This is a genomic window from Amycolatopsis sp. DG1A-15b (assembly GCF_030285645.1).
In the GTDB taxonomy this organism is placed as follows: domain Bacteria; phylum Actinomycetota; class Actinomycetes; order Mycobacteriales; family Pseudonocardiaceae; genus Amycolatopsis.
Genome location: NZ_CP127296.1, coordinates 3,544,532 through 3,568,956, shown reverse-complemented (window position 1 = coordinate 3,568,956; position 24,425 = coordinate 3,544,532). Strand labels below are relative to the sequence as shown.

At 72.2% G+C, this 24,425-nt stretch carries 21 protein-coding genes and 1 riboswitch; of the genes, 15 read left to right on the top strand and 6 right to left on the bottom strand.

Going from position 1 to position 24,425, the window contains the following annotated elements:
- Positions 1-152: 152 nt before the first annotated feature.
- Positions 153-2,909 (bottom strand): cellulose binding domain-containing protein, encoded by a 2,757-nt coding sequence (locus QRY02_RS16125; RefSeq protein WP_502874208.1) that lies wholly within the window; start codon positions 2,907-2,909, stop codon positions 153-155.
- A 301-nt stretch (positions 2,910-3,210) separates the two neighbouring features.
- Between QRY02_RS16125 and QRY02_RS16120 the strand changes: the two genes are divergently transcribed.
- The gene (locus QRY02_RS16120) at positions 3,211-4,611 is read left to right on the top strand and encodes a sugar porter family MFS transporter (RefSeq protein WP_285992335.1); all 1,401 of its coding nucleotides are present in this window, start codon (positions 3,211-3,213) and stop codon (positions 4,609-4,611) included.
- Positions 4,612-4,664: 53 nt separating this feature from the next.
- Here the strand turns inward: QRY02_RS16120 and QRY02_RS16115 are convergent, their stop codons facing one another.
- Positions 4,665-5,519 (bottom strand): LLM class F420-dependent oxidoreductase, encoded by an 855-nt coding sequence (locus QRY02_RS16115; protein WP_285992334.1) that lies wholly within the window; start codon positions 5,517-5,519, stop codon positions 4,665-4,667.
- A gap of 236 nt (positions 5,520-5,755) precedes the next feature.
- A riboswitch (S-adenosyl-L-homocysteine riboswitch) is annotated at positions 5,756-5,834 on the top strand.
- A gap of 14 nt (positions 5,835-5,848) precedes the next feature.
- Between QRY02_RS16115 and metH the strand changes: the two genes are divergently transcribed.
- Positions 5,849-9,493 (top strand): methionine synthase, encoded by a 3,645-nt coding sequence (metH, locus tag QRY02_RS16110; protein ID WP_285992333.1) that lies wholly within the window; start codon positions 5,849-5,851, stop codon positions 9,491-9,493.
- Here the strand turns inward: metH and QRY02_RS16105 are convergent.
- Together QRY02_RS16105 and QRY02_RS16100 are read right to left on the bottom strand one after the other, a co-directional pair.
- A complete protein-coding gene (locus QRY02_RS16105) occupies positions 9,475-10,626 on the bottom strand; it encodes an FAD-dependent monooxygenase (RefSeq protein WP_285992332.1) in 1,152 nt (383 codons plus the stop codon). The two genes, metH and QRY02_RS16105, sit on opposite strands and share 19 nt — an antisense overlap.
- A 56-nt stretch (positions 10,627-10,682) precedes the next feature.
- Complete coding sequence (locus QRY02_RS16100; protein WP_285992331.1) at positions 10,683-11,117, bottom strand: hypothetical protein; 435 nt, start codon at positions 11,115-11,117, stop codon at positions 10,683-10,685.
- Positions 11,118-11,237: 120 nt separating this feature from the next.
- Here QRY02_RS16100 and QRY02_RS16095 point away from each other — a divergent pair, with 120 nt between their 5' ends.
- From QRY02_RS16095 to QRY02_RS16055, 9 genes are all read left to right on the top strand, one after another.
- On the top strand, positions 11,238-11,408 hold the full coding sequence (locus QRY02_RS16095) for a hypothetical protein (protein WP_285992330.1): 171 nt from the start codon (positions 11,238-11,240) through the stop codon (positions 11,406-11,408).
- Between the two features lie 38 nt (positions 11,409-11,446).
- Positions 11,447-12,181: a hypothetical protein gene (locus QRY02_RS16090; RefSeq protein WP_285992329.1), complete on the top strand. Its 735-nt coding sequence runs from the start codon at positions 11,447-11,449 to the stop codon at positions 12,179-12,181.
- Positions 12,182-12,190: 9 nt separating this feature from the next.
- Positions 12,191-12,520, top strand: coding sequence for a divalent-cation tolerance protein CutA (cutA, locus tag QRY02_RS16085; protein ID WP_285992328.1), 330 nt, complete (start codon positions 12,191-12,193; stop codon positions 12,518-12,520).
- Between the two features lie 9 nt (positions 12,521-12,529).
- Positions 12,530-13,237, top strand: coding sequence for an RraA family protein (locus tag QRY02_RS16080; protein WP_285992327.1), 708 nt, complete (start codon positions 12,530-12,532; stop codon positions 13,235-13,237).
- 67 nt (positions 13,238-13,304) lie between these two features.
- Positions 13,305-13,769: a DUF6292 family protein gene (locus QRY02_RS16075; RefSeq protein WP_285992326.1), complete on the top strand. Its 465-nt coding sequence runs from the start codon at positions 13,305-13,307 to the stop codon at positions 13,767-13,769.
- 67 nt (positions 13,770-13,836) lie between these two features.
- Positions 13,837-14,484, top strand: a complete 648-nt coding sequence (locus tag QRY02_RS16070; RefSeq protein WP_285992325.1) for a response regulator transcription factor — start codon at positions 13,837-13,839, stop codon at positions 14,482-14,484.
- Between the two features lie 72 nt (positions 14,485-14,556).
- Entirely contained in the window at positions 14,557-14,955 is a 399-nt protein-coding gene (locus tag QRY02_RS16065) for an ATP-binding protein (RefSeq protein ID WP_285992324.1), read from the top strand.
- Positions 14,956-15,006: 51 nt separating this feature from the next.
- On the top strand, positions 15,007-16,428 hold the full coding sequence (locus tag QRY02_RS16060) for a PAS domain-containing sensor histidine kinase (protein ID WP_285992323.1): 1,422 nt from the start codon (positions 15,007-15,009) through the stop codon (positions 16,426-16,428).
- The gene (locus tag QRY02_RS16055) at positions 16,425-16,805 is read left to right on the top strand and encodes a response regulator (RefSeq protein ID WP_285992322.1); all 381 of its coding nucleotides are present in this window, start codon (positions 16,425-16,427) and stop codon (positions 16,803-16,805) included. Before QRY02_RS16060 ends, QRY02_RS16055 begins: the two co-directional genes overlap by 4 nt.
- Before the next feature lie 4 nt (positions 16,806-16,809).
- Here QRY02_RS16055 and QRY02_RS16050 read toward each other — a convergent pair whose 3' ends face one another.
- Entirely contained in the window at positions 16,810-17,196 is a 387-nt protein-coding gene (locus QRY02_RS16050) for an STAS domain-containing protein (protein WP_285992321.1), read from the bottom strand.
- A 249-nt stretch (positions 17,197-17,445) separates the two neighbouring features.
- Here QRY02_RS16050 and QRY02_RS16045 point away from each other — a divergent pair, with 249 nt between their 5' ends.
- Both QRY02_RS16045 and QRY02_RS16040 read left to right on the top strand, forming a co-directional pair.
- Positions 17,446-17,754 (top strand): DUF4326 domain-containing protein, encoded by a 309-nt coding sequence (locus QRY02_RS16045; protein WP_285992320.1) that lies wholly within the window; start codon positions 17,446-17,448, stop codon positions 17,752-17,754.
- Positions 17,755-17,800: 46 nt separating this feature from the next.
- The gene (locus QRY02_RS16040; protein ID WP_285992319.1) at positions 17,801-20,374 is read left to right on the top strand and encodes a tetratricopeptide repeat protein; all 2,574 of its coding nucleotides are present in this window, start codon (positions 17,801-17,803) and stop codon (positions 20,372-20,374) included.
- Here the strand turns inward: QRY02_RS16040 and QRY02_RS16035 are convergent.
- A complete protein-coding gene (locus QRY02_RS16035) occupies positions 20,371-21,816 on the bottom strand; it encodes a phenylacetate--CoA ligase family protein (RefSeq protein WP_285992318.1) in 1,446 nt (481 codons plus the stop codon). The two genes, QRY02_RS16040 and QRY02_RS16035, sit on opposite strands and share 4 nt — an antisense overlap.
- A gap of 28 nt (positions 21,817-21,844) precedes the next feature.
- Between QRY02_RS16035 and QRY02_RS16030 the strand changes: the two genes are divergently transcribed.
- Both QRY02_RS16030 and QRY02_RS16025 read left to right on the top strand, forming a co-directional pair.
- Complete coding sequence (locus QRY02_RS16030) at positions 21,845-22,333, top strand: MarR family winged helix-turn-helix transcriptional regulator (RefSeq protein ID WP_285992317.1); 489 nt, start codon at positions 21,845-21,847, stop codon at positions 22,331-22,333.
- Between the two features lie 1,308 nt (positions 22,334-23,641).
- A complete protein-coding gene (locus QRY02_RS16025) occupies positions 23,642-24,367 on the top strand; it encodes a hypothetical protein (RefSeq protein WP_285992316.1) in 726 nt (241 codons plus the stop codon).
- The last annotated feature ends 58 nt before the right edge of the window (positions 24,368-24,425 follow it).

Below are 24,425 nucleotides of genomic sequence, written 5' to 3'. Positions count from 1 at the left end.
TCGTCGGCAACGGGAAGAGTGGACCTCACCGGGGACATCGCCCGAGCAGGCTGCGGCTGCTCGGGCGGGGCCTCCGGACTGGGGGCGCGGGGAGGGGGTTTCAACCGCCTGGGGGTGGGTTGAAACCCCCTTCCCGCGCGTGGACCCTCGGCTCAGGACGTCGTGCAGGCCTTCCCGTTGAGCGAGATCGCCGCGGGCTTGCCGTTCGCCGTCCCCGCCGTCCCGGTGAACCCGAACTCCGCGCTCCCGCCCGCGGGGATGGTCTTGTTCCAGCCCGCGTCCAGCGCCGTCACCGCCGCGCCGCTCTGGGTGACCTGCGCGTTCCACGCCTGCGTCACGCGCTGCCCGTCGGCGTAGGTCCACGTCACCGTCCACCCGGTCACCGCGGCGGTGCCGGTGTTGCCCACCTTCACCGAGGCCTGGAACCCGCCCTGCCACTGGTTGGTGACCGTGTAGGCCGCCGTGCAGGACCCCGACGGCACCGGAGTGGTGGTCGTCGTGGGCGTGGTGGTGGTGGTCGTCGTCGGAGTCGTGGTGGTGGTCGGCGTGGTGCTCGTCGTCGGCGGTGGCTCGCTGCCTCCGGACTCGCCCACGATCACGCCACGGCCGTTCGTGCCGACGTACACCCGGCCGTACACCCGCGGATCGCCGGTCAGGGCCGCCCCGATGTTGCCGTACTGGTGCCGGTCGTCGTTGATCCGCGTCCACGAAGCTCCCGCGTCGTCCGAGCGGAAGATCCCGCGCACCCCGCCGATGTTCGCGATCGTGTACAACGCCGCGTACGTCCGGCCGGGTGCGGCCTTGCCGAACCCGATGTTGTCGGCTTCGGCGACGTTGGCCAGCTTCGTGAAGGACGCTCCGGAGTCGGTCGAGTGCCACAGGCCGTACGCCGTGCCGGAGCCGCCGGCCAGCCAGATGTCCCCGGCCACGCCCGGCATGGCCTTGAAGTGCGCCGATCCGGCCGGCAGCCCGGTGGCGGCGGTCGCGGTGAACTTCGCGCCGCCGTCGGTGCTGACGTAGAACTTGCCCGCCGCGAACCCGTAGAACCGTTTCGGGTCGACCCGGTCGGACTCGACCACCGCGCCGGCCGGGATGCCCGTCGACGCCGTCCACGACGAGCCGAAGCCGACGGAGTAGCTGACGTTCGCGCCGTCCGGGCTCCAGACGAACCGGCTGCCGTCGGCGGCCGCGGCCACCGTGCCGCCGCTGGCGTTCCCGCCCGGCTCCGCGCCCTGGAACCAGTTCTTCCCGCCGTCGGTGGAGAAGGCGATCCGGTTGTCGTTCGGCCGCGCGGACCGGTCGAGCGTGCCGGCGCGCACGATCGTCGCCGGGTTCAGCTCGGCGTAGTCGAGGCTGGTGGTCGTGGTGAACACCGGCTGCGTGAACATGGTGGCCGGGACCGCGTCGAGGCTGTCGTGCCGGAACCCGCCGATGTCGCCGAGGCCGGACAGCAGGGGAGCGCCCGACGGCGGGCTGATCAGGTCCAGCACCGCGGTCTCCTCGAGGCCGCCGACGACCGGCTTGATCGTGATCTTGCCGCCGCTGTCCCACTTCGTGAGGTCGGACGTGCCGTAGATCGTGGCTCCGGTGCCGTAGAGCAGGTGGTTCGAGTCGAAGGGGTCGATCTCCACCGACTCGGTCATCCAGCCGAGCTTGGGCGAGGGCACCGGGGGAGCGGCCTGGACGCCGAAGGTCAGCCACGGCACCGAGGACACGTCCTGCGTGTAGCGCAGCGACCGGTCGGGGTAGCTTGAGAAGTCCCAGATCCGGGTCCAGGTGGCGCCGCCGTCCGTGCTGCGGAAGAAGATCACGTCCGGCCACCACGACACCTGCGTGGCGACCATCAGCGTGTTCGGGTGCTGCCGGTCGATCGTCAGCCCGCTGTAGCCGAAGTAGTCGTCGGAGCTGTCGGAGGGGATCGGGCTGATCCGCGTCCAGGTGCCGGTCTTCGTGGCGTACTTCCAGACGTCGCCCTTGCCACCGTCGTAGGGGCCGCCGGTGTCGCTGGTGGCGAGGTAGAGGTAGCCGCCGGTCGCGTCGAGGACGCCCTTGTGCGCCAGGTACCCGGTGGGCTGGCCGGCCAGCCGCGCCCACGTCGCGCCGCCGTCGGTGCTGCGGTAGACGGTGTTCTGCTTGTCCGCGACGCCGACGTAGATCGTCTGCGTGGTGCTCCCGCGGGTGCCGGTCGTCGGGTCGAACGTCACCCAGGTGACGCCCTCGTTGTCGCTGGAGTAGCCCGTCGTGTCGTTCGGGTCGGGCGCGTAGTTGCCCGGGTTGGGGAAGCTGGTCACCTTCGCCCAGGTGACGCCGGAGTCCGTGCTGCGCCACAGCCCGTTGCCGCTCGGCGCGCCGAGGTAGAGGACGCTGTTGCGGTTCGGGTCGATCGCGAGCCGCTCGCCCATGCCGCGGCCGGGCATGTTGCCGCCGAGCTTGAACGGCAGCGCGGCCGCCTGCCAGCTGGCACCGCGGTCGGCCGACCGCAGGATCGCGCCGTTGTTCGGGTCCCAGCTGTTGGTGTACATCCCGGCGGCGACGTAGACCCGGTTCGGGTCGACCGGATCGGTGGCCAGGCTGACGACGCCGTTGTGCCCCCAGTCGGTCCAGCCGACCGAGTCCAGCAGCGGGAGCCAGCGGCCGGTGGCGGTGTTCCACCGGTACGCCCCGCCGATGTCGGTGCGGGCGTAGACCAGCCCGGGCTCGGTCTGGTTGAAGATGATGCCGGGGACGAACCCGCCGCCGGCGATCTCGGCGTTGCGCCACGTGGTGGCCGCCGGGGCGGCCGGGGAGGCCGGCGCGCCGACCGTGACGGCGAGGGCAGCGGGCAGGAGGACGGCGAGCGCGCTGACGAACAGCCGTCTCGCCGAGCGGAACCTGGACGGGGAATGCGTTCTTGGCACGACGTTGTGCACCTTGGCCTCCACACTCTGGGAGCGCTTCCAGAGGGACGGTAAACCAGCGCTCGGAGCGTTGTAAAGCGTTCGACGATTTCGCCCGGCGGACACTGTCCATAGTGGATTTCGGGCCGGGTGGCGCCGGCCCCCGCACCCGAGCGGCGCCGGTTTTGTCGCAGTCATGTATGTGAACGACGATCAGGTTTCTGAATTGTTATCACGGATCTTCTTGCCCGCTATTTTCCGGCGTGTGAGTGTGGTGGCCGCTGGCTGGACTGGACCTCCGCTCGACTGGACTCAAGAAAGAGGCGACCCGGCAATGACCGATCAGTCAAGTACCCGGACAGCACCGGCGCGGCACATCAGCCGGACCACCTTGTACTTCTTCGGCGCGCTCGGCGGCATCCTCTTCGGCTACGACCTCGGCGTGATCTCCGGGGTGCTCCCGTTCATCGGGAAGCTGTGGGCACTGACCAGCTGGGACAAGGGCGTGATCACCGCCAGCCTGTCGGTCGGCGCCATCGTCGGCGCACTGTTCTCCAGCCGCACCAACGAAGCCCTCGGCCGGCGCCGCACGATCATGGTCGCCGCGGGCATCGTCATCGTGGGCACGCTGGCGGCGAGCTTCTCGCCGACGTTCCTGCTGCTGGTGCTCTCGCGCCTGGTCATCGGACTGGGCATCGGGCTTTCCTCGTCGACCGTCCCGACCTACCTGTCCGAACTGGCCCCGGCGAAGTGGCGGGGCGCGATGGGCGCGCTCAACCAGATCTTCATCGTGCTGGGCATCCTGATCGCGTTCCTGGTCAGCTACTGGCTCGGCCCGATCTCGGCGTGGCGCTGGATGTTCGCCGGCGCGATCGTGCCCGCGGTGATCCTGCTCATCGGGCTGGTGTTCCTGCCGGAGACGCCGCGCTGGCTGGTCAAGAACGGCCAGGAGGAAGAGGCGCGGCGGGTCCTGGCCAGCGCGCACGGCAGCACCGTGAACCTGGACGAGGAGATCGCGACCATCCACGAGGTCATCCGGCTCGACACCGAGGAGAAGCCGCGCATCCGCGACCTGTTCTCCGGTTTCGTGCGGCCGATGCTCGTCGTGGCCCTGCTGCTCGCGATCGGCCAGCAGTTCAGCGGCGTCAACGCGATCAACGCGTACTTCCCGACGATGCTCATCGGGCTCGGCTTCGCCACCCAGGCGGCGCTGCTGTCCGGTGTGCTGCTGGGCGTCACGAAGTTCCTGTTCACCGCGTGGGTCGTGTTCGTGGTGGACCGCTGGGGCCGCAAACCGCTGCTGCTCATCGGCAACGTCATCATGGTGGTGACGCTGGTGGCCGCCGGCCTGGTGGTGCTGAACGTCCACGACACCGGCACGCGCGGCCTGCTGATGCTGGTGATGATGGTGCTCTACCTGGTCGGGTACGAGCTCGGCTGGGGCGCGGTCGTCTGGGTGATGATGTCCGAAGTGTTCCCGCTGAAGTACCGGGCGACCGGCATGGGCGTCAGCAGCGTGGTCCTCTGGGCGGCGACGGGGATCGTGAGCGCGGTGTTCCCGATCATCTCCGACCCGAAGTCCCTCGGCATCGGCGGCTCGATGTTCCTGTTCGCCGGGGTGAACGTGGTGCTGTTCGGGCTCACCAAGTGGCTGGTCCCGGAGACCAAGGGCCGCAGCCTGGAGCAGATCGAACTCGACCTGCGGGCCCGCCAGGGCGTCGCGGCCAAGAGCTGACCCCGGGGGGTCGATCACCGGCGGGGCGCGGATTCGTCCGCGTCCCGCCGGTTTCAGTGCGCGGGGGCGAGGGTGAGTTTTCCGGCCAGCCGGCCGATCCACGCCTCGACCTCTTCCGGCGCGCGGTCGGGGAGGCCGAAGATCGTCTCGGTCACGCCCAGGGAATCCAGGTGCGCCAGGCGTTCGGGGTCCGGCCGTTCGCCGAGCGCGTAGATCAAGGGAGCGTCTTCGCGCCCTTCGGTACGCCAGATCTCCTTGAGCAGCGCCACGTGCCCGTCCAGGTCGGTGTCGGCCGGCGTGGTGAGCCAGCCGTCCGCGTGGCGGGCGATCCAGCGGAACGTCTTCTCGGTCGGGCCCGCGCCGAGCACCACCGGGATGTGCGCCTGGACCGGCTTCGGCCACGCCCAGCTCGGTCCGAAGGAGACGAACTCCCCGTCGTAGGCCGCTTCCTCCTGCGTCCAGAGTGCACTCATCGCCTCGAGGTACTCGCGCAGTGCGGTGCGGCGGCGGTTCCCGGGCACGCCGTGGTCGGTCAGCTCGTCGACGTTCCAGCCGAAGCCGGCGCCGAGGGTGACCCGGCCGCCGGAGAGGTGGTCGAGGCTGGCGATCGTCTTGGCGAGCGTGATCGGGTCGCTCTCGACCGGCAGGGCCACCGCGGTGGCGAGCCGGATCCGCTCGGTGACCGCGGCCGCCGTCGCCAGCGCGACCCACGGGTCGAGCGTCCGGCTGTAGCGGTCGTCGGGCAGCGACCCGTCGCCGGTGCGCGGGTGCGGTGACTCGCGCTTCACCGGGATGTGGGTGTGTTCGGGGACGTAGAAGGTCGAGAACCCCGCGGCTTCCGCGGCGCGCGCCGCGGCCGCCGGGGTGATCCCCCGGTCGCTGGTGAACAGCACGATTCCGTAGTCCACCCGCGGAGCGTATTAGAACGTGTTTCAGTTTTCAAGCGGCCCGGCCGGTACGCAAGGTGATCACTTCGAACGCGAAGAGTAACGCCATGGGCCGGTCGAGCGACGGTGTGAGGTGGCTCGAGCGGAGGAGGCGGCGTGGCCGGTGTATTCCATTGTGGACAAACGGTGTCCCAGTCCGTGGACGCGCCGGCGGGGCGGGATGGCGTGCGCGGGCCCGGTTCCGATACCGTGGACCACAGGCCGAGAGGCGCTGCAACGGACCACCGGGTCCGCCACGCTCGGCCGGGAATGACCAACCAAGGGCGCCTCCCGATCGAGGGAGGCTGCCGGTGAACACCCCGCGAGAGTCCACGGCGTTCGACTCAACAGCGCGCCTGCGCGAGCTGCTCGACCAGCGCGTGGCCGTGCTCGACGGCGCCTGGGGCACCATGCTGCAGGGCGCCGGGCTCACTCCGGCCGACTACCGCGGCGAACGCTTCGGCGACCACACCCACGACGTCACCGGCGACCCCGACCTGCTGAACCTCACCCGCCCGGACGTCATCCTCGGCGTCCACCGCCAGTACCTCACGGCCGGCGCGGACATCACCACGACCAACACCTTCACCGCGACCAGCATCGGCCAGGCCGACTACGGCCTGCAGGCGTACGTCCACGAGATGAACGTCCGCGGCGCGCAGCTCGCCCGCCAAGCCGCCGACGAGGCCGGAGGCAAGTTCGTCGCCGGGTCGATCGGGCCGCTGAACGTCACGCTCAGCCTGTCGCCCAAGGTCGAGGACCCGGCGTACCGGGCGGTCACGTTCGAGCAGGTCAAGGCGTCCTACGCCGAGCAGATCGCCGGGCTCGCCGAGGGCGGTGTCGACCTGCTGCTGATCGAGACGATCTTCGACACGCTGAACTGCAAGGCCGCGATCGCCGCCGCGCGCGAGGTCGCGCCGCACCTGCCGCTGTGGATCTCGGTCACCATCGTCGACCTGAGCGGCCGGACGCTCTCGGGCCAGACCGTCGAGGCGTTCTGGAGCTCGATCGAACACGCGAAGCCGCTGGTCGTCGGCGTGAACTGCTCGCTGGGCGCCGAGGAGATGCGCCCGCACGTCGAGGAGCTCTCGCGGATCGCCGACACCTACGTCGCCTGCCACCCCAACGCCGGGCTGCCGAACGCGTTCGGCGGCTACGACCAGACGCCCGAGGAGACCGCCGGCCTGATCGGCGGGTTCGCCCGTGACGGCCTGGTCAACCTCGTCGGCGGCTGTTGCGGCACCACCCCGGAACACATCGCGAAGATCGCCGCGGCGGCGAAGGAGGTCGGCCCGCGGGAGGTGCCGGCGCCGCGCACCCACACGCGGTTCAGCGGCCTCGAGCCGTTCGGCATCGGCGCCGACACCGGGTTCGTGATGATCGGCGAGCGCACCAACGTCACCGGCTCCAAGCGGTTCCGGCGGCTCATCGAATCCGGCGATCACCAGGGCGCCGTCGACGTCGCGCTGGAGCAGGTCCGCGGCGGGGCCAACCTGCTGGACGTCAACATGGACGCCGACCTGCTCGAATCCGAGCAGGCGATGACGACCTTCCTCAACCTGATCGCCACCGAGCCCGAGGTGGCCCGGATCCCGGTGATGGTCGACAGCTCCAAGTGGAGCGTGCTCGAAGCCGGCCTGCGCTGCCTGCAGGGCAAGGGTGTGGTCAACTCGATCAGCCTCAAGGAGGGCGAGGAGTCGTTCCTCGCCCAGGCCCGCACCATCCGCGACTACGGCGCCGGCGTCGTCGTGATGGCCTTCGACGAGCAGGGCCAGGCCGACACCGCCGACCGCAAGGTGGCGATCTGCGGCCGCGCGTACGACCTGCTGACGCAGCAGGCCGGGTTCGCCGGCGAGGACATCATCTTCGACCCGAACGTGCTGGCCGTCGCCACCGGCATCGCCGAGCACAACGGCTACGCGAAGGCGTTCATCGACGCGCTGCCCCGGATCAAGGAGCGCTGTCCCGGCGCGCGGACCAGCGGCGGCATCTCGAACCTGTCCTTCTCCTTCCGCGGCAACGACGTGGTGCGCGAGGCGATGCACTCGGCGTTCCTGTTCTACGCCGTGCAGGCCGGGCTGGACATGGGCATCGTCAACGCCGGCCAGCTCGCCGTTTACGAAGACATCCCGAAGGACCTGCTCGAACTGGTCGAGGACGTGCTCTTCGACCGCCGCGAAGACGCCACCGACCGCCTCGTCAGCTTCGCGGAGAACGTCAAGGGCAGCGGCACCAAGCGCGTCGTGGACCTGTCGTGGCGCGAAGGCACCGTGGCCGAGCGGCTGTCGCACGCCCTGGTGCACGGCATCGTCGACTACATCGAGGAAGACACCGAAGAGGCGCGCTTGACGATGGCGCGGCCCCTCGAGGTCATCGAAGGCCCGCTGATGGACGGCATGAAGATCGTCGGCGACCTGTTCGGCTCCGGCAAGATGTTCCTGCCGCAGGTGGTCAAGAGCGCGCGCGTGATGAAGCGGTCGGTCGCCTACCTCGAACCCTTCATGGAGGCCGAGAAGGAGGAGGCCCGGCTCGCGGGCCGGGCCGCCGTGTCGAACGGCCAGGGCAAGGTCGTGCTCGCCACGGTCAAGGGCGACGTGCACGACATCGGCAAGAACATCGTCGGCGTGGTGCTGGGCTGCAACAACTACGAGGTGATCGACCTCGGTGTGATGGTGCCGGCGGCGAAGATCCTCGACACCGCGGTCACCGAGGGCGCCGACGCGGTCGGGCTGTCCGGGCTGATCACGCCGTCGCTCGACGAGATGGTCAACGTCGCCACCGAGATGCAGCGGCGCGGGCTGAAGCTGCCGCTGCTCATCGGCGGCGCGACGACGTCCCGCCAGCACACGGCGGTCAAGATCGCCCCGGCCTACGACAACGCGACGGTGCACGTGCTCGACGCGTCGCGCGTGGTCGGCGTGGTGTCCGACCTGCTCGACCCGGACCGCTCGATCGTGCTGGCGGAAAAGAACCGGGCCGACCAGGAGGTGCTGCGCGAGCAGCACGCGAACAAGCAGCGCCGCCCGATGCTCACCCTCGAACAGGCTCGCGCGAACCCCGAGAAGGTCGCGTTCGACGGCCTGCCGACGCCGGAGTTCACCGGCGTCCGCGTGCTCGAGCCGGGCATCGCGGAACTGCGCGAGATGGTCGACTGGCAGTTCCTGTTCCTGGCCTGGGAGCTCAAGGGCAAGTACCCGGCCATCCTGGAGCAGCCGGTCGCCCGCGAGCTGTTCGACGACGCGAACACCCTGCTCGACCAGATCATCGCCGAAGGCAGTTTCACCGCGAAGGGCGCGTATGCGTTCTGGCCGGCGCACAGCGAAGGCGACGACATCCTGCTCGAAGGCGCGTACGCGCACGTCAAGTTCCCGATGCTGCGGCAGCAGACGGCGAAGCCCGCCGACCGCGCGAACCGCTGCCTGGCCGACTACATCGCCCCGGTCGGCGACCACCTGGGCGGCTTCGCGGTGGCCATCCACGGCGCCGAGGCGCTGGCCAAGCGGTACGAAGCCGAGCAGGACGACTACCGCGCGATCATGGTCAAGGCGCTGGCCGACCGGCTCGCCGAGGCGTTCGCCGAGCACATCCACCTGCGTGCCCGCCGCGACTGGTTCGAGCCGGACGCCCAGCCGAAGCTCGAGGACCTGCACGCGGAGCGGTTCCGCGGCATCCGCCCGGCGCTCGGCTACCCGGCCAGCCCCGACCACAGCCAGAAGCGCGAGCTGTTCGAGCTCCTGGAAGCGGGCGAGCTGGGCATGGCCCTGACCGAGTCGTACGCGATGACACCGGCGGCGAGCGTGTCCGGGCTGATCTTCGCCCACCCGGACTCGAAGTACTTCACCGTCGGCCGGCTCGGCCGCGACCAGGTCGAGGACTACGCCCGCCGCAAGGGCGTCGAGATCGCCGAGGTCGAGCAGTGGCTGCGGCCGAACCTGGCCTACGACCCCGAGGCGTAGTCCGGCAGCTCGATGTCGGTGGCGAACTTGTCGGTCGCCTTGAGCATCAGGCCGAGCAGGAAACGGGACTTGAACGTCCAGTCCCGGAGCTTGATCCGGAGCGGGGACGGCGGCGCCAGGAACGGTCCGGCGCTGCCGCGTTGCGAGACCTTCGCGTAGTCCCGCATCAGCTCCTCGTAGCGGGCGAACGCGACCCGGTGGTCGCCCGCGGCCTCGCGCAGCTCCCCGGCGAGCACGTACGCGCCGACCACCGCCAGGCCGGTCCCGAAGCCGCCGAGGGTGTTGCCGTAGGCCGCGTCGCCGAGCAGCACGATCCGGCCGCGGGAGTAGCGGTCGATCGTGACGCGGCTGAGTGAGTCCAGGTAGAACTCGCGGGCCTGCGGGACCCGGGCCATCAGTTCGGGCAGCCGCCAGCCGCCGCCCCGGTAGGCGTCCATCAGCAGCTGCCGCTGCTTCTCGGTGTCGGTGCGGTCGTAGTCGAGCTCGGGCGAGGCGAAGACGAAGAACGCCGAGGCCTTCGGACCGCCGACGGCGGCCATCCGGCCCGGTTCGTTGTACATCACCGCTTCGCCGTCGGCGATGTCTTCGCCGAGCTCGGCCAGGGCGTAGTGGTAGCCGAGGTAGCGCACGTAGTCGCGTTCCGGGCCGAACGCGAGCCGCCGGACGTTCGAATGGATGCCGTCGGCGCCGACGACGAGGTCGAACCGGCGCGGCTCGGCGTGGGCGAAGGTGACGTCGACACCGTTCGCGGTCTCGGTCAGGGAGGTGATGGTGTCGCCGAAGAGGTACTCGCAGGCCGTGTGCGCGTACAGGATTTCCGCGAGGTCGCCACGGCGGATCTCGATCTCGCCGCCGGTGAACTCGCCGGGGATCACCGCCCGCGCGCGTCCGGCGGCGTCGACGATCGTCTGGTCCTGCCCGCCGGTCTGCCGCGCCAGGACGTCGTCGAGGATGCCCATCCGGTCCAGGACGGTCCGGTGGGTGGCGCCCTTGAAGTCGACGGCCTGGCCGCCGGGCCGCAGCGCGGGCGCGCGTTCGACGACGGTGACGGTGCAGCCGTACCGGGCCAGCCGGCAGGCGAGGGCGGGGCCGGCGATGCTGGCGCCGGAGATCAGGACGGTCAGGTTCTTCATGCGGCCGAGCTTCGCCAGGGCCGCTTACCGGTCCCTGGCGAAGCGCTGACGGTGGCCTACTCGACGGCGCCGCGCTGCGTCAGCAGCGTCTGGTACCAGGCGTCGTACGGGTGGTTGGTCGCCGGGTAGTTCGCCAGGGGCGTGGTGGCCTGGCCCGCGGAGTCGAAGTCCCAGCCGCGGACCAGCTTGCCCACCTGCCGGGCCGCGGTGATGAACGCCGATTCCGTCGCGGGCGCGCCGTAGAACAGCGCACCCTGCTGCAGCTCCGCGCTGTCGCCCTGCTGGAACTCGTCGAACGCGACCTGGCGGTAGCGGATCCGGTCACCGCCGACCCGGTCGGTGTCGGCGCGCAGTGTCTGCGCCGAAGTCGGCCCGTCGGCACCGGTCCACACCGACACGGTGCGCCCGGCGCTGGTGGCCGTCGCCTTGGCGAACCGCGCGTCGGAGGTCTTGGCGTTGCCCGTCCACGCCACCGTCGTGCCCGCGAGCACGCCGTCCCAGTCCCAGTTCTGATTGCCGCTCTGGCTGCGGTGGATCTCCGCAGGTGCGTCGCGTCGGTGAAGGCGACCGTCGGCAGCACGCCGTTGTCGTACTGGTGACTCGCCTGCCACGTGATTTCGCCGTCCGCGCCGAGCTTGCCGACGTGGTACCAGAGCGTGGTCGCGCTCGGCGACTGGTGCACCTCGACGAGGTCGCCGTCGTCGCCGAGCGCGACGGCCGGCGTCTGCCCGCTGTCGTACTTGCCGTGCCGCAGCCAGGTGACCCGCCCGTCGGCGCCGTAGGTCCCGGTCCAGTACCAGAGCGCGCCGGCCCCGGAGTCGTGCACCTCGACCACCTGGCCGCGGCCGTTCAGCGCGACCGCCGGGTGGTAGCCGACGTCGCGCCGGTACTCGGTGCGGGAGCCGCCGTCGCCGGACAGCAGCGGCAGCACGCGCCCGCGCAGCGCGTCGACGTCCGGCTGCGCTGCCGGGTAGTCCTGCGCCCGCAGCAGCCGCGCGCCGAACACCGATTCCAGCTCCTGGTTCAGGGCGGTCAGGTTGCCCGCGGCGAACGACGGGTTGTCGGTCAGGTCGTCCTTGAGGTCGAGCATGACGACGATCGGGGCGGCGGCCGGGTGCTGCGCGGACCACGTGTTCACCACGGCCAGCCAGTCGCGGAGGTTGTCCGACGCCGGGTTGCCGCCGCTGTGGTCCACGAGGTCGCCGGGGGAGTCGTGGCCGACGGCGTAGTCGTGCGACGCCGGGTAGCCGTTGTCGTGCACATCGAGTTCCAGGAACCGCACGCCGTGGTCGAGCTGGTCGGCGAGGGAGTTCTTGGCGCCGTCGACGTTTCCCGAATAGCTGTTGTGGGTCGCGCGGAACACCGACGCGGGGAACGGCGGGCTCGCGGCGTGGGCCGTCCCGCCGGTCAGCAGTGCGGAGGCGGAGAGCACGGCGGTGGCGAGTGCGGGCAGACGGCGCATCCTCGGGTCCTCACGTCGGGAACTTCGGCGCCGCTCATCCTGGCCGCCGGGTGGTGGCGCTGTCTCGAATTCGGGGTGAACGGTCGCCGGTAACCTGACGGCATGGCGGCGGAGCACGTGATCGTGACGTCCACGACGGACTCGGAAGCGGCGGCGCGGGAACTGGCCGCGCAGGCGGTGGAAGCCCGGCTGGGGGCCTGTGCCCAGGTCGTCGGCCCGATCACCAGCGTCTACCGGTGGGACGGCGCGGTGCAGACCGATCGGGAGTGGCGCGTGGAGATCAAGACGACCGCCGACCGGGTGCCGGCGCTGACCGAACGCCTGCGGCAGCTGCACGGCTACGACCTGCCGGAGGTGATCGCCACGCCGATCGTCGGCGGCAGCGCGGAGTACCTGGCGTGGCTGACGGGGGAGACCCGGGACGCTGGCTAAGTTCGGCGCATGGACCTCGAAGGACTCAGACAGCGCTTCGCGACCCTGACCACCGCCCACCTCGCCGACGCGTGCATCCGCGCCGGGCTCCCGGTGCGGTGCGCGCCGGCGCCGACGCGCGCGGTGGTGCCGGGCAGCCGCCTGTTCGGCCCGGCCGTCCCGGCCCGGCACGTCGGCAGCGTCGACGTCTTCCTCGAAGCCTTCGAGGACGCCCCCGAAGGTGGCGTGCTGGTGGTCGACAACGGCGGCCGGCTCGACGAGAGCTGCGTCGGCGACCTCGTCGTCCTCGAGGCGCGCGCCGCCGGGCTCTCCGGGCTGGTGATCTGGGGCCTGCACCGCGACACCGCGGACATCCGCGCCATCGGGCTGCCGGTGTTCAGCCTCGGCTCCCTGCCCACCGGCCCGCTCGGCCTGGGTCCCCGCGTCGACGGCGGGCTGGCCGAGGCGGTCGTCGGGACCTGGCGGATCGGCCCGGCGGACCTCGTGCTGGGCGACGACGACGGTGTCCTCTTCGTCCCGCTCGCCCGCGCGGGTGAATTGTGCACCCTCGCCGAAGGAATCCGCGACACCGAACGCCGCCAGGCCGACCGGATCCGCGGCGGCGAACCGTTGCGGCAGCAGGTGCGTTTCGGTGAATTCCTTGCGGCGCGGGAAACGGATCCGTCCTTGACTTTCCGCGCGCACTTGCGGGCGGTGGGCGGGGCGATCGAAGAATGAACACGAAAGTGTGACCGCTGCCCGAATCGGGTATTCCGCGCCTGCAGCGGGTGCGGGAGGCGGAACCATGAACACGCTCATCGGCTTCGGCAAGGACATCGAGTACCACTTCGCCCGGGGGCTGCGTGCCTACCTCGCCCGGGTCGCCCGGGCCGTCGGCGTCGGCTTCGAATCGTGTTCGCTCGACCTCGACGTGCCCGCCTCCGGGTACGTCGCCCTCGACCGCACGCTGCCGGACCTGCCGGGGCACGACCTGGCCCTCATCTGGGACGAGGTGCACGGCTGGTCGGCGGTCGTCGAGCCCGCAGGGGGAGGCGCGGCGAAGGTGCTCGCCTACCTCGGCGGCCCGGAAGTCCTGCCCGCGCCGCGCGCGGTCGCCCGGTTCCTCGAGGTGCTGCGGGTGGCCGGCCCGCCCGCCGGCTCGTTCCGGCCGCCGGTGCTCCGGGCGGCGGGCCACCACGAGGACCTCGTCGACTGGCTGCCGGTGACCGGTCCCGAAGGACTGCTGCGGCCGAGTTCCCCCGCCTGGTGACCGGCGGCGATCCCGCGGGTGGGCGCCTAGGATGGGCGGTCAGTCACCACCGGAGTGAGGGAACGCCGTGAGCAGCGCCGATGAGCCTCGTGACGTCCGGGTCCTGCTGGTGGAGGACCACGACATGGTCGCGGAGGCACTGCAGCTGGCCCTCGACCGCGCCGACGGGATCACGGTGGTCGGCCGGGCCCGCTCCCGGGCGGAGGCGGTGCCCCACGCGATCGAGCACGCCCCGGACGTCGTGGTGCTGGACCGGCGGCTCGCCGACGGCGACGCCCTCGGCGTCATCGCGCAGCTCGCCGCGGGCGACGCGCGGGTGCTGGTGCTGACCGGCGACGCGACGCCCGCGGTCGCCGTGCAGGTCGCCAAGGCGGGCGGCGCGGGGCTGCTGCTGAAGTCCGCCCAGCTCGGCGTGCTGGAACGCGCCGTGCGGGACGTGGCCGCCGGCGCCGTGGTCTTCGACCCGGAGCTGCTGCCCGGCGTCCTCCACCAGCTCACCGGCCGGGGCCCCGGCGGAGGTGCGGCGCTGACCGCGCGGGAACGCGAAACCCTCGACCTGCTCGCCGAGGGCGCGACCACCGACGAGATCGGCCGACGGCTGGGCGTCTCCCGCAACACCACGCGCAACCACGTGCAGCGGGTACTGGAAAAGCTCGGCGCGCGGTCGAAGCTCGAAGCCGTCGCGGTGGCCCGCCGGGAGGGCCTCATCGGCTGATGCACCTGCACCAGCCGGGTGGGGGGCTTTTGCCTCTCGCGCCGTCCGGTGCCGTTCGAGCACGCTGGTCGGGTGAACATCCCTGGCCCGCTGACCGCGGAGTGCGTGCTGACCGACTTGGCGGGCGGCCTGGCCGGCGCTCGCCGGTTCACCCGGCTCGCCCTGCTGGCCTGGACCGATGGTGGCGCCCTCGACGACGCGCTGCTGGTCGTCACCGAGCTCGCGGCCAACGCGCTGCGGCACGCCGGCGGCGACCCGGTCCTGCGGCTGAGCGTGGACGGCGCGGACATCCGCATCGAGGTCTTCGACGACGACCCCGCGCCCCCGGTGCGGCGTCCGGCGGGGGCCGACGGCGGCTGGGGTCTCGCCCTCGTCGACCGCCTGTCCTCGGTGCGGGGCACCGCGCGCCACGGCCGCGGGAAGGTGGTCTGGTGTGTCCTGCCCGCCCCGGCCGCCGAGCTCGCGGGCTGAACCGCGGCCGGTGGCCGTGCCAGGCGGGTGCCGATCCGGCAGAGTTGCCGCATGGACGACGACCGGTTCCGCCTGCTGGTGCAGGGAGTACTGGACTACGGGATCTTCATGCTCGACACCGGGGGCCGGATCTCGACGTGGAACGCGGGGGCGGAGCGCATCGAGGGGTACGCGGCCGAGGAGATCATCGGGCAGCACTTCTCGGTGTTCTACCCGGCCGACGACGTGGCGGCGGGGAAGCCGGCGCGGGAGCTGGAGATCGCGGTCGAACAGGGGCGGCTGGAGGACGAGGGGTGGCGGGTGCGCAAGGACGGCACCCGGTTCTGGGCGAACGTGGTGATCACGGCGTTGTTCGACGAGCGGGGCCGGCTGCGCGGGTTCGGGAAGGTCACCCGGGACGTGACCGAGCGCCGCGCGGCCGAGCTGGCGCTGCGGGAGAGCGAAGAACGGTTCCGCGTGCTCGTCCAGAGCGTCCAGGACTACGGCATCTTCATGCTGGACACCGGGGGGCACATTTCGAGCTGGAACACCGGCGCCGAGCGCATCAAGGGGTACGCGGCCGAGGAGATCATCGGGCAGCACTTCTCGGTGTTCTACCCGGCCGACGACGTGGCGGCGGGGAAGCCGGCGCGGGAGCTGGAGATCGCGGTCGAACAGGGGCGGCTGGAGGACGAGGGGTGGCGGGTGCGCAAGGACGGCACCCGGTTCTGGGCGAACGTGGTGATCACGGCGTTGTTCGACGAGCGGGGCCGGCTGCGCGGATTCGGCAAGGTCACCCGAGACATGACCGAACGCCGCAACGCCGAGCAGGCCCTGCGCGAACGCCGCCGGCTGGTCGGGCACCTCGTCGAGGCCCAGGAGGTCGAGCGGCGCCGGATCGCCTGGGACGTCCACGACGAGTCGATCCAGTCCATGGTGGCCGTCGGCATGCGCCTGCAGCTGCTGGCCTCCCGGCTGCCGGAACCGCACGCGAGCGCCGTCGGCAGCCTCGACGAGTCGGTCACCGCCGCGATCGCCCGGCTGCGCGGCCTGGTCTCCCGGCTGCGGCCGCCGGAACTCGACCGGCACGGCCTGGTGGAGGCGGTCTCGGCTTACACCGACGACGTCGCGGGCCGCTGGGGGCTGGCCTACGACGTGCGGGACGAGCTCACCGCCGAGCCGTCCCCGGAAGCGGCGATCACCGTGTACCGGATCTGCCAGGAGGCGCTCAGCAACGTCCACAAGCACGCGCGCGCCACCCGGGTCGGCGTCACGCTGTCCACAGTGGACAAGGGAACCCTGGTGCGGATCAGCGACGACGGCGTCGGCACGGCCGGCGGCGAGGCCGGTGCCGGCCACTTCGGGCTGGTCGAGATGCACGAGCGCGCCGAAGCGGCGCACGGCTGGCTCTCCGTGGACAGCACGCCCGGCGTGGGCACCGTCGTCGAGTTCTGGCTGCCCCTGCTGCCCGACGCGACGGAGCTCGAACCGTGACCGAGCTGAGCGTGCTGATCTCGGACGACGACGTGATGATCCGCGACGTCCTGAAGGAGGTCCTGAACTCCGAGGCCGGCATCGCCGTGGTCGCGGTGGCCGGCGACGCCGACGAGGCGATCCGGCTCGCCGAGCGGCACCGGCCCGCGGTCGCGGTCCTCGACGTCCGGATGCCGGGCGGCGGCGGGGCGCGGGCGGCCCGCGAGATCGCCCGCCGCAGCCCGGGCACCGCCATCCTGGCCTTCTCCGCCTACGCCGACCGGGCGTCGATCGCCGGGCTGGCCGCGGCCGGCGTCACCGAGTACCTGGTGAAGGGCGCGCCCAACACGGCGATCGTCGAGGCCGTCCGGCGGCTGGGCCGTCAGGCGGCCGGGTGAGCGGTCAGGGGACCGGGCGGACGTTCGCGACGCTGTCGAAGTCGGTCGGCAGCAGCGTGAACAGCCGCCGCACCGCGCGGGACCGCCCCGCGTCCACGGTGAGGCGGGCCCCGGCCGAGTCGGCGAGCAGCTGAGCGCGCAGCAGCGAGTTGAGCCCGGCGACGGAGAAGAACGTGACGCCGGCGAGGTCGATGACGAGTTCGCCGACCTCGCCGTGGACGCGGTCCTGCAGGACTTCGTCGAGGTGGCGGGCGGTGGCGAGGTCGACCTCGCCGGTCACCTCGACGAGCAGGGTGCGGGCGCCGCGGGACCGCACGCGCACGGACATGTGGCCGGCGGTCAGCCAATCGGCGGTGAGCTGGTGGTCGGCCGAGCGTGTTTGCGGAACCATCGCGGCACACCCTTTCGTCGGGCAGCTTCGTCGGGCAGCGGGAGCGGTCCGGACGTTTCGGGACGACGGATGCCGGACGTGAGGCAGCCTGCCGGCCCGGGCGCGGAACGTCCGGCAGCGGCTGACGGCTCAACCGTGAGCCTTCAGCATAGTGCATCTGCACTAGATGGACCATCGGGTGTAACCGGATGGAGAGTGAACCGGTGAACTTCGGACAACCGGCGTCGCCGGGGCGCGAAGGAGGGTGGCATGCCGACCACGGTCGTCAACCTGAAGGGACACCGGGGCGATCCCGGCTACGCCGACGTCGTCTACGTCGGGCGGGCCATGCACCGCGGGGGCTGGCACCTCGAGGGGTCGGAGCTGGCCAGCCCGTTCCGGCCGGGTCCGGACGGCACGCGCGAAGAAGTGGTCGCGAAGTACCGCGAGTACCTGCTGTCCCGGCCCGGCCTGCTGGCGCTGCTGCCCGGGCTCCGCGGCCGCCGGCTCGGGTGCTGGTGCGTCCCCGAACCGTGTCACGCCCAGGTGATCGCCGAGCTCGCGGATAACGGGCCGTAACGAATCGCACCCCCTCTGCGAGTAATCTGACACGAGGGGGTGATCGATGGTGCACGCGCGTCGGCTCGGGGGCTTCGACCAGGCCGAACTGCCCGCGGCCCACCGGATCCGGTGGTGGCTGGCGGCGGTGGCGGCCGGGCTCGTCGCGGCCGGTTTCGCGGTCGTGCCCTACCTGCCGTTCTTCCAGGCCTGGACGTTCGTGCGCGACCCGAAGATCGCCACCGTGATCACCTGGACCGTCCTGCAGACGTCCGTGGTGCTCGTCTCCGCCGTCCTGACGCTGTACTTCGTCGGCAAGGCGCGGCTGGAGGCCGCCGCCTACCGGGCCAACCAGATCGACATCCGGGTGTTCGCCGACGAGCGGCCCGAAGGCAGCCACGACCGCGAGATCGACTCCGCCGTCGAGCTGACCGCCACCTTCAAGCGGTTCCTCAACGACTCCCGCCTCTACACCCCGACGCCGGTCCCGGGCGCCGGCAGCTCCTACGACTTCCTCCAGATCGTCGAGCACGCCGGCGATTCCGCGGAGGGCTGGTGGAAGGCCGTCACCAAGCTGATCCGGCTCGCCCAGCCACCGGCCGCGTTCACCGTCACCGGCACCGTCCGGCCCGGCAACACCCCCGGCCGCCACCAGCTCATCCTGGAACTCGTGCGCGTCCCGCGCTTCGCCGCGAGCCCGCTGGTGATCGAGGACGCGAACTGGCCGCGCGTGCTGCACCGCGCCGCGAACGCGGTGGCCGCGCTGGTCATCCCGCGCAGCGCCTACGTCCGCACGAACATCCACTGGGCCGCCTGGCGCGGCGCGAAGATCCCGTACGAGCTCTTCGACGCCTACCAGCGCGCCAACCACTTCATCGCCTACCGCCGCTACGACGAGGCCCTCGCCGAGTACTACCGCGCGGTCAGCCTCGACCCGGCCAACGTCTACATCAGACTCGAGATCGCCGCCCTGCAGGAACAGCTCGACCTGCACCTCGACGCGCTCGCCACCTACGACGACGTGATCACCGTCTGCAGCCGGGGACACCCGCGGCTGGCCCGCTGGTGGATCGGCCCCGACTTCGCGCGCCAGCCCCGCCACGCCGGTCGCGGCCGCGACGTCGCCCTGCTCATCGCCCGCTACCGGCACGCCCTCGTGCTCGGCCACGGCGATTCCGTGGCCGGGTCCTGGTGGGTGCGCCGCACCACCGCGGGCGCCCCCGGCGACGCGCGGGCGCAGCGCCGCGCCGAACTGCGGGCGGCGATCGAGCTGCGCTTCCGCCGGTACGTCGACCTCGACGTCCGGACGCGGCCGTACGCGATCCCGCGGGAGAAGCGGCTCGAGCTGCACCGGCGCGTGCTGCGCGTGCCGGTCGAGGAACTCCTGGCCAGCGAGGCGACCCCGGCGCAGCTGGCCGAGTACAACCAGCGCGCCGCGGAGATGCGGTCGTACTTCGGCGCGCTGTCGCAGTACGAGATCGAGCGGCTCATCGAGGACTACCGGCGGTTCGGCCGCCGCTGGCGCCGCAGCTGGAAGCAGCTGACGAACCGCGCGCTCGACCTGTCCCTGGTCTGGTCGGTGGTGCGGCGCGCGATGGCGGACGTCGAGCCGGTCACCGGTGCGGTACCCGAGCCCCAGCCCGCCTACCCCGGCAGCCGCGTCCGGCTGGCCGACGTCTGCCCGGACCGGCGCTGGCCACCGGACCCGCAGGCGCTCGACGACACCGTCGAGGCGGCCGGGCCCCGGCGCTCGTGGGAGGAGTGCTACAACGCGGCGAGCGTGTACGCGGTGGCGATGCTCGAAGTCGGCCCGCGCGGCGAACGCGACCTGCGCGACCGCGCACGCAACCCGCGCCTGCTCGGGGAATCGCGTGACGAGGTGGCCCGCCGTGCGGTCCGCGAGCTCTACCACGCGGCGACGATCAGTCACAGCGGACGGCTGCCGGAGCGCCGTTCCTGGGTGATGGGGGAGGACCCCGACCTGGCGGCCCTGCGCGGCCACGAGCTGTTCCGGGTGTTCGAGATGGTGACGTTCTCCCCGGACCGCGCGGCGCCGCTGCGGCCGCAACGCGCCCACGTCTGGGAACAGGTCGCGTACGTCCGCCGGCTCGTCGCCGAGATCGCGGGCTGCCGGGCGCACGTCTGGCGCGGCCGCGCGCTCGACGAGGGCCTCCGGCCGGACGGCCGCACCCTCGACCGCTGGCGCTCGGCCGACCGCGACGCCTGGCGGAAGCTGGCGAACCTGGCGGCCGGGAAACAGGACTGGTACACGCGCTACCAGGCGATCTGCGCGTTCCGCGAGTGGGCGGCCGAGTGCGGCTACCCGGGCTCGATCTCCGGGTTCCCGCGCTACTGCGAAGAAAGCCTGCACGCCCAGCTGCGCGGGGCGGCGGGCCCGCGCGCGAAGACGGGCCTCGACACGAACATCGTCGTCCGCGAGTACGTCCGCCTGTGCGACCGCCGCTTGGACCAGCTGGTGGCGGACGTCGCGGAACTCGAGCAGACCCCGATGGCGGCGGACGAGTTCACGGCCCGCGCGGAGCTGTGGGCGGCGCTGTGTTCGTGGTTCGACGACGACATCGCCGACGGCTCGTCGGCCGACGAGCGGCGCGAACGGTTCCGGAAACTCGCCCTGCCCTAGCCGGGCCGCGTGTAGCGGTGCTTCACGCCGACCGGGAAGTACTCGGGGTCGCCCGCCGGGCGCAGGACGACGTCGGGCAGCTGCCGCTCCGGCGGGACGTAGTGCGCGAACTCGCTGTTCAGCCGCACCAGCTGGGCACGCACGGCCGCCGCGATCCGGGCCGGGTCGGCGGTGGCGCCCGGTGCCGTCTCGACGGTGACGCGCAGCCGGCGGTCGCGGTCGGCGTCCTCGACCGACTCGATGACGAACTTGCCCGTCACCGTGTCGCTGATGCCGGGCTGCTCCAAGCCGACGGTGACGTTCTCCGGGTAGACGTTCGCGCCGAAGAACGACACCGTGAACAGCGAGCGGCCGAACACGTACACGAACGGCAGCTCCGGACCCGGTGGCGGCGTGAAGCCGTGCCGGGCGCAGTGGGCGAGCAGCTCGGCGTGCGGCAGGAGCCCGCCGTCGTCGGCGATGTGGTAGCGGATCAGCGGGATGCCGCCGTCCGCCGTGAAGACGAGGGTGCCCTCGTGCACCTCGAAGAAGCGGCTCGCCGGGTCGTACTGCACCAGCGTCGGCAGGCGCGCGTCGCCGAAGACCTCGCGGGCCGCCTGCGGGTGGCCGGCGAAGAACCGCCGGATGCTCGCCGACAGCGGGGTTTCGGTGCCGAGCACCCCCGCGTCGGCCGTGCCGTACAGCGACGCGATGTCGCGGACCGGGTCGGCGATCCCGGCCCGCCGGGCCACCAGCTCGCGCCACTGCTCGCTGAACACCTCGCCCGCCAGCACCAGCTTGATCGCGTACGCGGGCCAGTCGACGCCTTCGGCCAGGCCGGTGTCGACGACGTCCTTGACGAACGGCGGGTAGCCCAGCAGCACGACCTGCTCGAAGTGCGGCGCGAGCTCGGGCAGCACCCGCAGGATCTCCGCCTTGTTGTTGCCGGGCGCCACGACGGTGATCGGGCAGCCCTTGGCGGCGAGGTGCCGCACGCACGCGGTGGTGAACAGGCCGCCGACCCAGGTGCCGAGCGGGAAGCAGACGATGGCGAGGGTGCTGCGCCGATCGGCTTCGAAGGCGCCGGCCAGCACCTGCTCGAAGCGGCGGGCGACGTGCAGTTCGTCTTCGAGCGCCCGCGGCCAGACGGTCGGGTGACCGCTGGAGCCCGAGGAGACGGCGATCATGTCGAGCCCGTCGAACGTGCCGCCGCGGCACAGTTCGGGCAGCGGGTACTTCCGGTGGTAGCCGGCCTTGTCGGTGAGGGGCAGCCGCCCGAAGTCGGCCATGGTTCGGACGGACTGCGGCTCCATCCCGTGGTCCCGCAGGAATTTCCGGTACGCGGGCACGGTTTCCGCGGTGCGGTGGAAGAGGTCGAGGACGTGGTTTTCCTTCGTCGGTTCCGCGGGCCCGAAGAAGGTGCCGAACGCCTGCCGCACGCGCGTCTGCCGACCGAGGTCCATGATCGGAGCATAGCGGCGCCCGCGTGCCATGATGGGCGCCGTGAGCACCTCCGCCCAGGAGCACCCCGCCGGCGCGCCGTTGACCTTGTACCTGGTCAAACGGCTCGAGCTGGTGATCAGGGCCCTGCTCGACGACGCCCTGCGGCCGCTCGGGCTCACCACGCTGCAGTACACGGCGCTGACCGTCCTCGAAGCCAGCGGCGCGCTGTCTTCGGCGCAGCTGGCCCGCCGGTCGTTCCTGCGGCCGCAGACCATGCACGAAATGGTGCTGACGCTGGAAAAGCGCGGCCTGATCGCGCGGACCCCCAAGGCGGGCAACAAGCGGGTCCTGCTGGCCGGCCTCACCGACGCCGGACGCGCGCTGCTGGCGGGGTGTGCACCGGCGGTCGCGGAGCTGGAGACCGCGCTGCTGGCCGACCTGAGCCCGGGCCAGCGCGCGACGTTCCGCGAAGGCCTGCAGCACGGCGTCACGGCCCTCGGCGCGCTCTCGGGACAGCGACGGGCACAGGAAGCCTGATTTCCGCGGAGGTATCGGGAAGCGGTCACCCGGTCCATCGACCTCACCCGACTGGAGTCTCAAGTCAGGCTTGCAGCTAGGCCGGAAGAGTGGAAGCGCCGGACGGCCCGTAGCAGGGGTGTGACCCGAGCCGTTGGAGGGTAAGTCCCAGGCCTGTTCTCACCGTGGAGGTTCGCCGACGTGACCCGGGCTCGCGAGGTGGGCGGCGCGTCCGTCGCCGCTCGCCGGCTGCTGGTACTGGCGGGGGCGGTGGCGGGCTTTTGGCTGGTGTCCTGGCTGACGTCCGGCAACGCCGAGGCCGCGCCCTCGGCGGGCCTCGGTGATCCGATCGGGACGGTGGTGGGAGCGCTGGTCCCGCCGGTGTCGCCGGTCTCGCCGGTGTCGCCGGTGTCGGTGGACCAGGGGGCGAAGGCCGATGCCGGGCCCCGGGGTGGGCAACGGGCGGCCACGCGGATCTCGCGACCGGTCCCTGATGCGGCGCCGCCGGTCGCGGCCGGCGCGGCTCCGCGGACGGTACGGGCGGACTCGCGCGTGGGGAAGACAGCGGTGCCCCCTGGAAGCGCGGGTGCAGTTGCGCCTGCCGCTTCGGGGCCGGCTGCGGTTGTGGCGCCGGCGTCGCGGGTGGTGGGTTCGGCTGCGCCGGTGGCGCGCGCTGTTGGGGCGGCGGCTGCACCTGTTGCTGCGGGTGCGGCTGTGGCGCCGGTGTCGCGGGCGGTGGGTACCGCTGAGCCGGTGGCGCGTGCCGTGGGGTCGGACGCCTCGCCTGTCGCTTCGAGTGCTGCCGCTGCTGTGCAACCGGTGGCGCGTGTCGTGGGGGCGGCTGTTTCGCCGGTGGGCCGGACCGCCGCGGCCGTGGTGGCGCCTGTACCGGGAGTTGTGCGTGCCGCCGAGCCCGTGGCGCGTGCTGTTGGGGCGGCTGCGCCTGTCGCTTCGAGTGCGGCTGCGGTTGTGGCGCCGGTGTCGCGGGCGGTGGGTGCCGCTGAGCCGGTGGGACGTGTCGTGGGGGCGGTTGCTTCGCCGGTGGGCGGGACCGCCACCGCTGTTGTGGCGCCGGTGTCGGGTGTTGTGCGTGTCGCTGAGCCGGTGGCGAGTGTCGTGGGGACCGTTGTTTCGCCGGTGGGCGGGACCGCCGCGGCCGTGGTGGCGCCGGTGTCGGGTGTTGTGCGTGCCGCTGAGCCGGTGGCGCGCGCTGTTGGGGCGGCTGCTTCGCCGCTGGGCGGAACCGCCACCGCTGTTATCGCGCCGGTGACGGAAGCCGTGGGTGCCGTCGAGCCCGTGACGCGAGCCGTGGGGGCTGTGGTCTTGCCGGTGAGTGCCGCCGCCGGTGGCGTTGTCGGGTCCGTCGTGCGTTCGGCCGTGCCGGTGCTCCAGCCTGTCTCGGGTGCCGCGAAGGCGCTGCTCTCTCCGCTGACCGAGGCCGCCGCCCCGCTCGTCGAACCGGTCGTCGCCGCCGTGGCCGCGCCCGTGACCGGTCTCGTCGGTGCCCTGAGCCGCGTCGTCAAGCCGGTGAGCCGGCCCGTGCTCGGTGCCGCTTCGCCGGTCCTGACCGACCTCCTCACGCCCGTCGCAGACGGGGCCGGGCGGCCCGTCGTCGCTTCCTTGGCCGCGGTCGTGGTCCCGCCCGTGGCCGGCTCCGCCGTCCGGGCCGTGGCCCCGCCCGCCCGGGTGGTGACCGGCCCGCCGCCGAACACGCAGCTCGCTCCCGCCGTGGCCGGTCCGCCTGCGGCCGCCGTCGCGCAGGCGAGGCCGATCGCCTGCCCCTGGACCGCCGCGACCGTCGCGGCCGGTCCGCACCGGGGCACGGCTCACCACCCCGCGTCCCGGCTCGGCAGTAACCGTCCCGGGGAGCCACCGGCGCACCCCGGCGCGCCGGCTTCGTCGTCGTCCGATGTCGCCTCCGGCAGCGGCTCCGGCATCCCGTTCGCCTTCCTGGCCACGGGGCACGCCCCGCACCACCTCCGGGCGTCCACCTGGACGCACGGGGACTTCGTGCCGCTGTGGCGGCCGTCCAAACCGGGCACCGGGCCCGGCTAGTCGCGTTCCGATCTTCCGCCGTCGTGTGCTCCGCGGCGCGATCCGCGCTGCCCGCGAC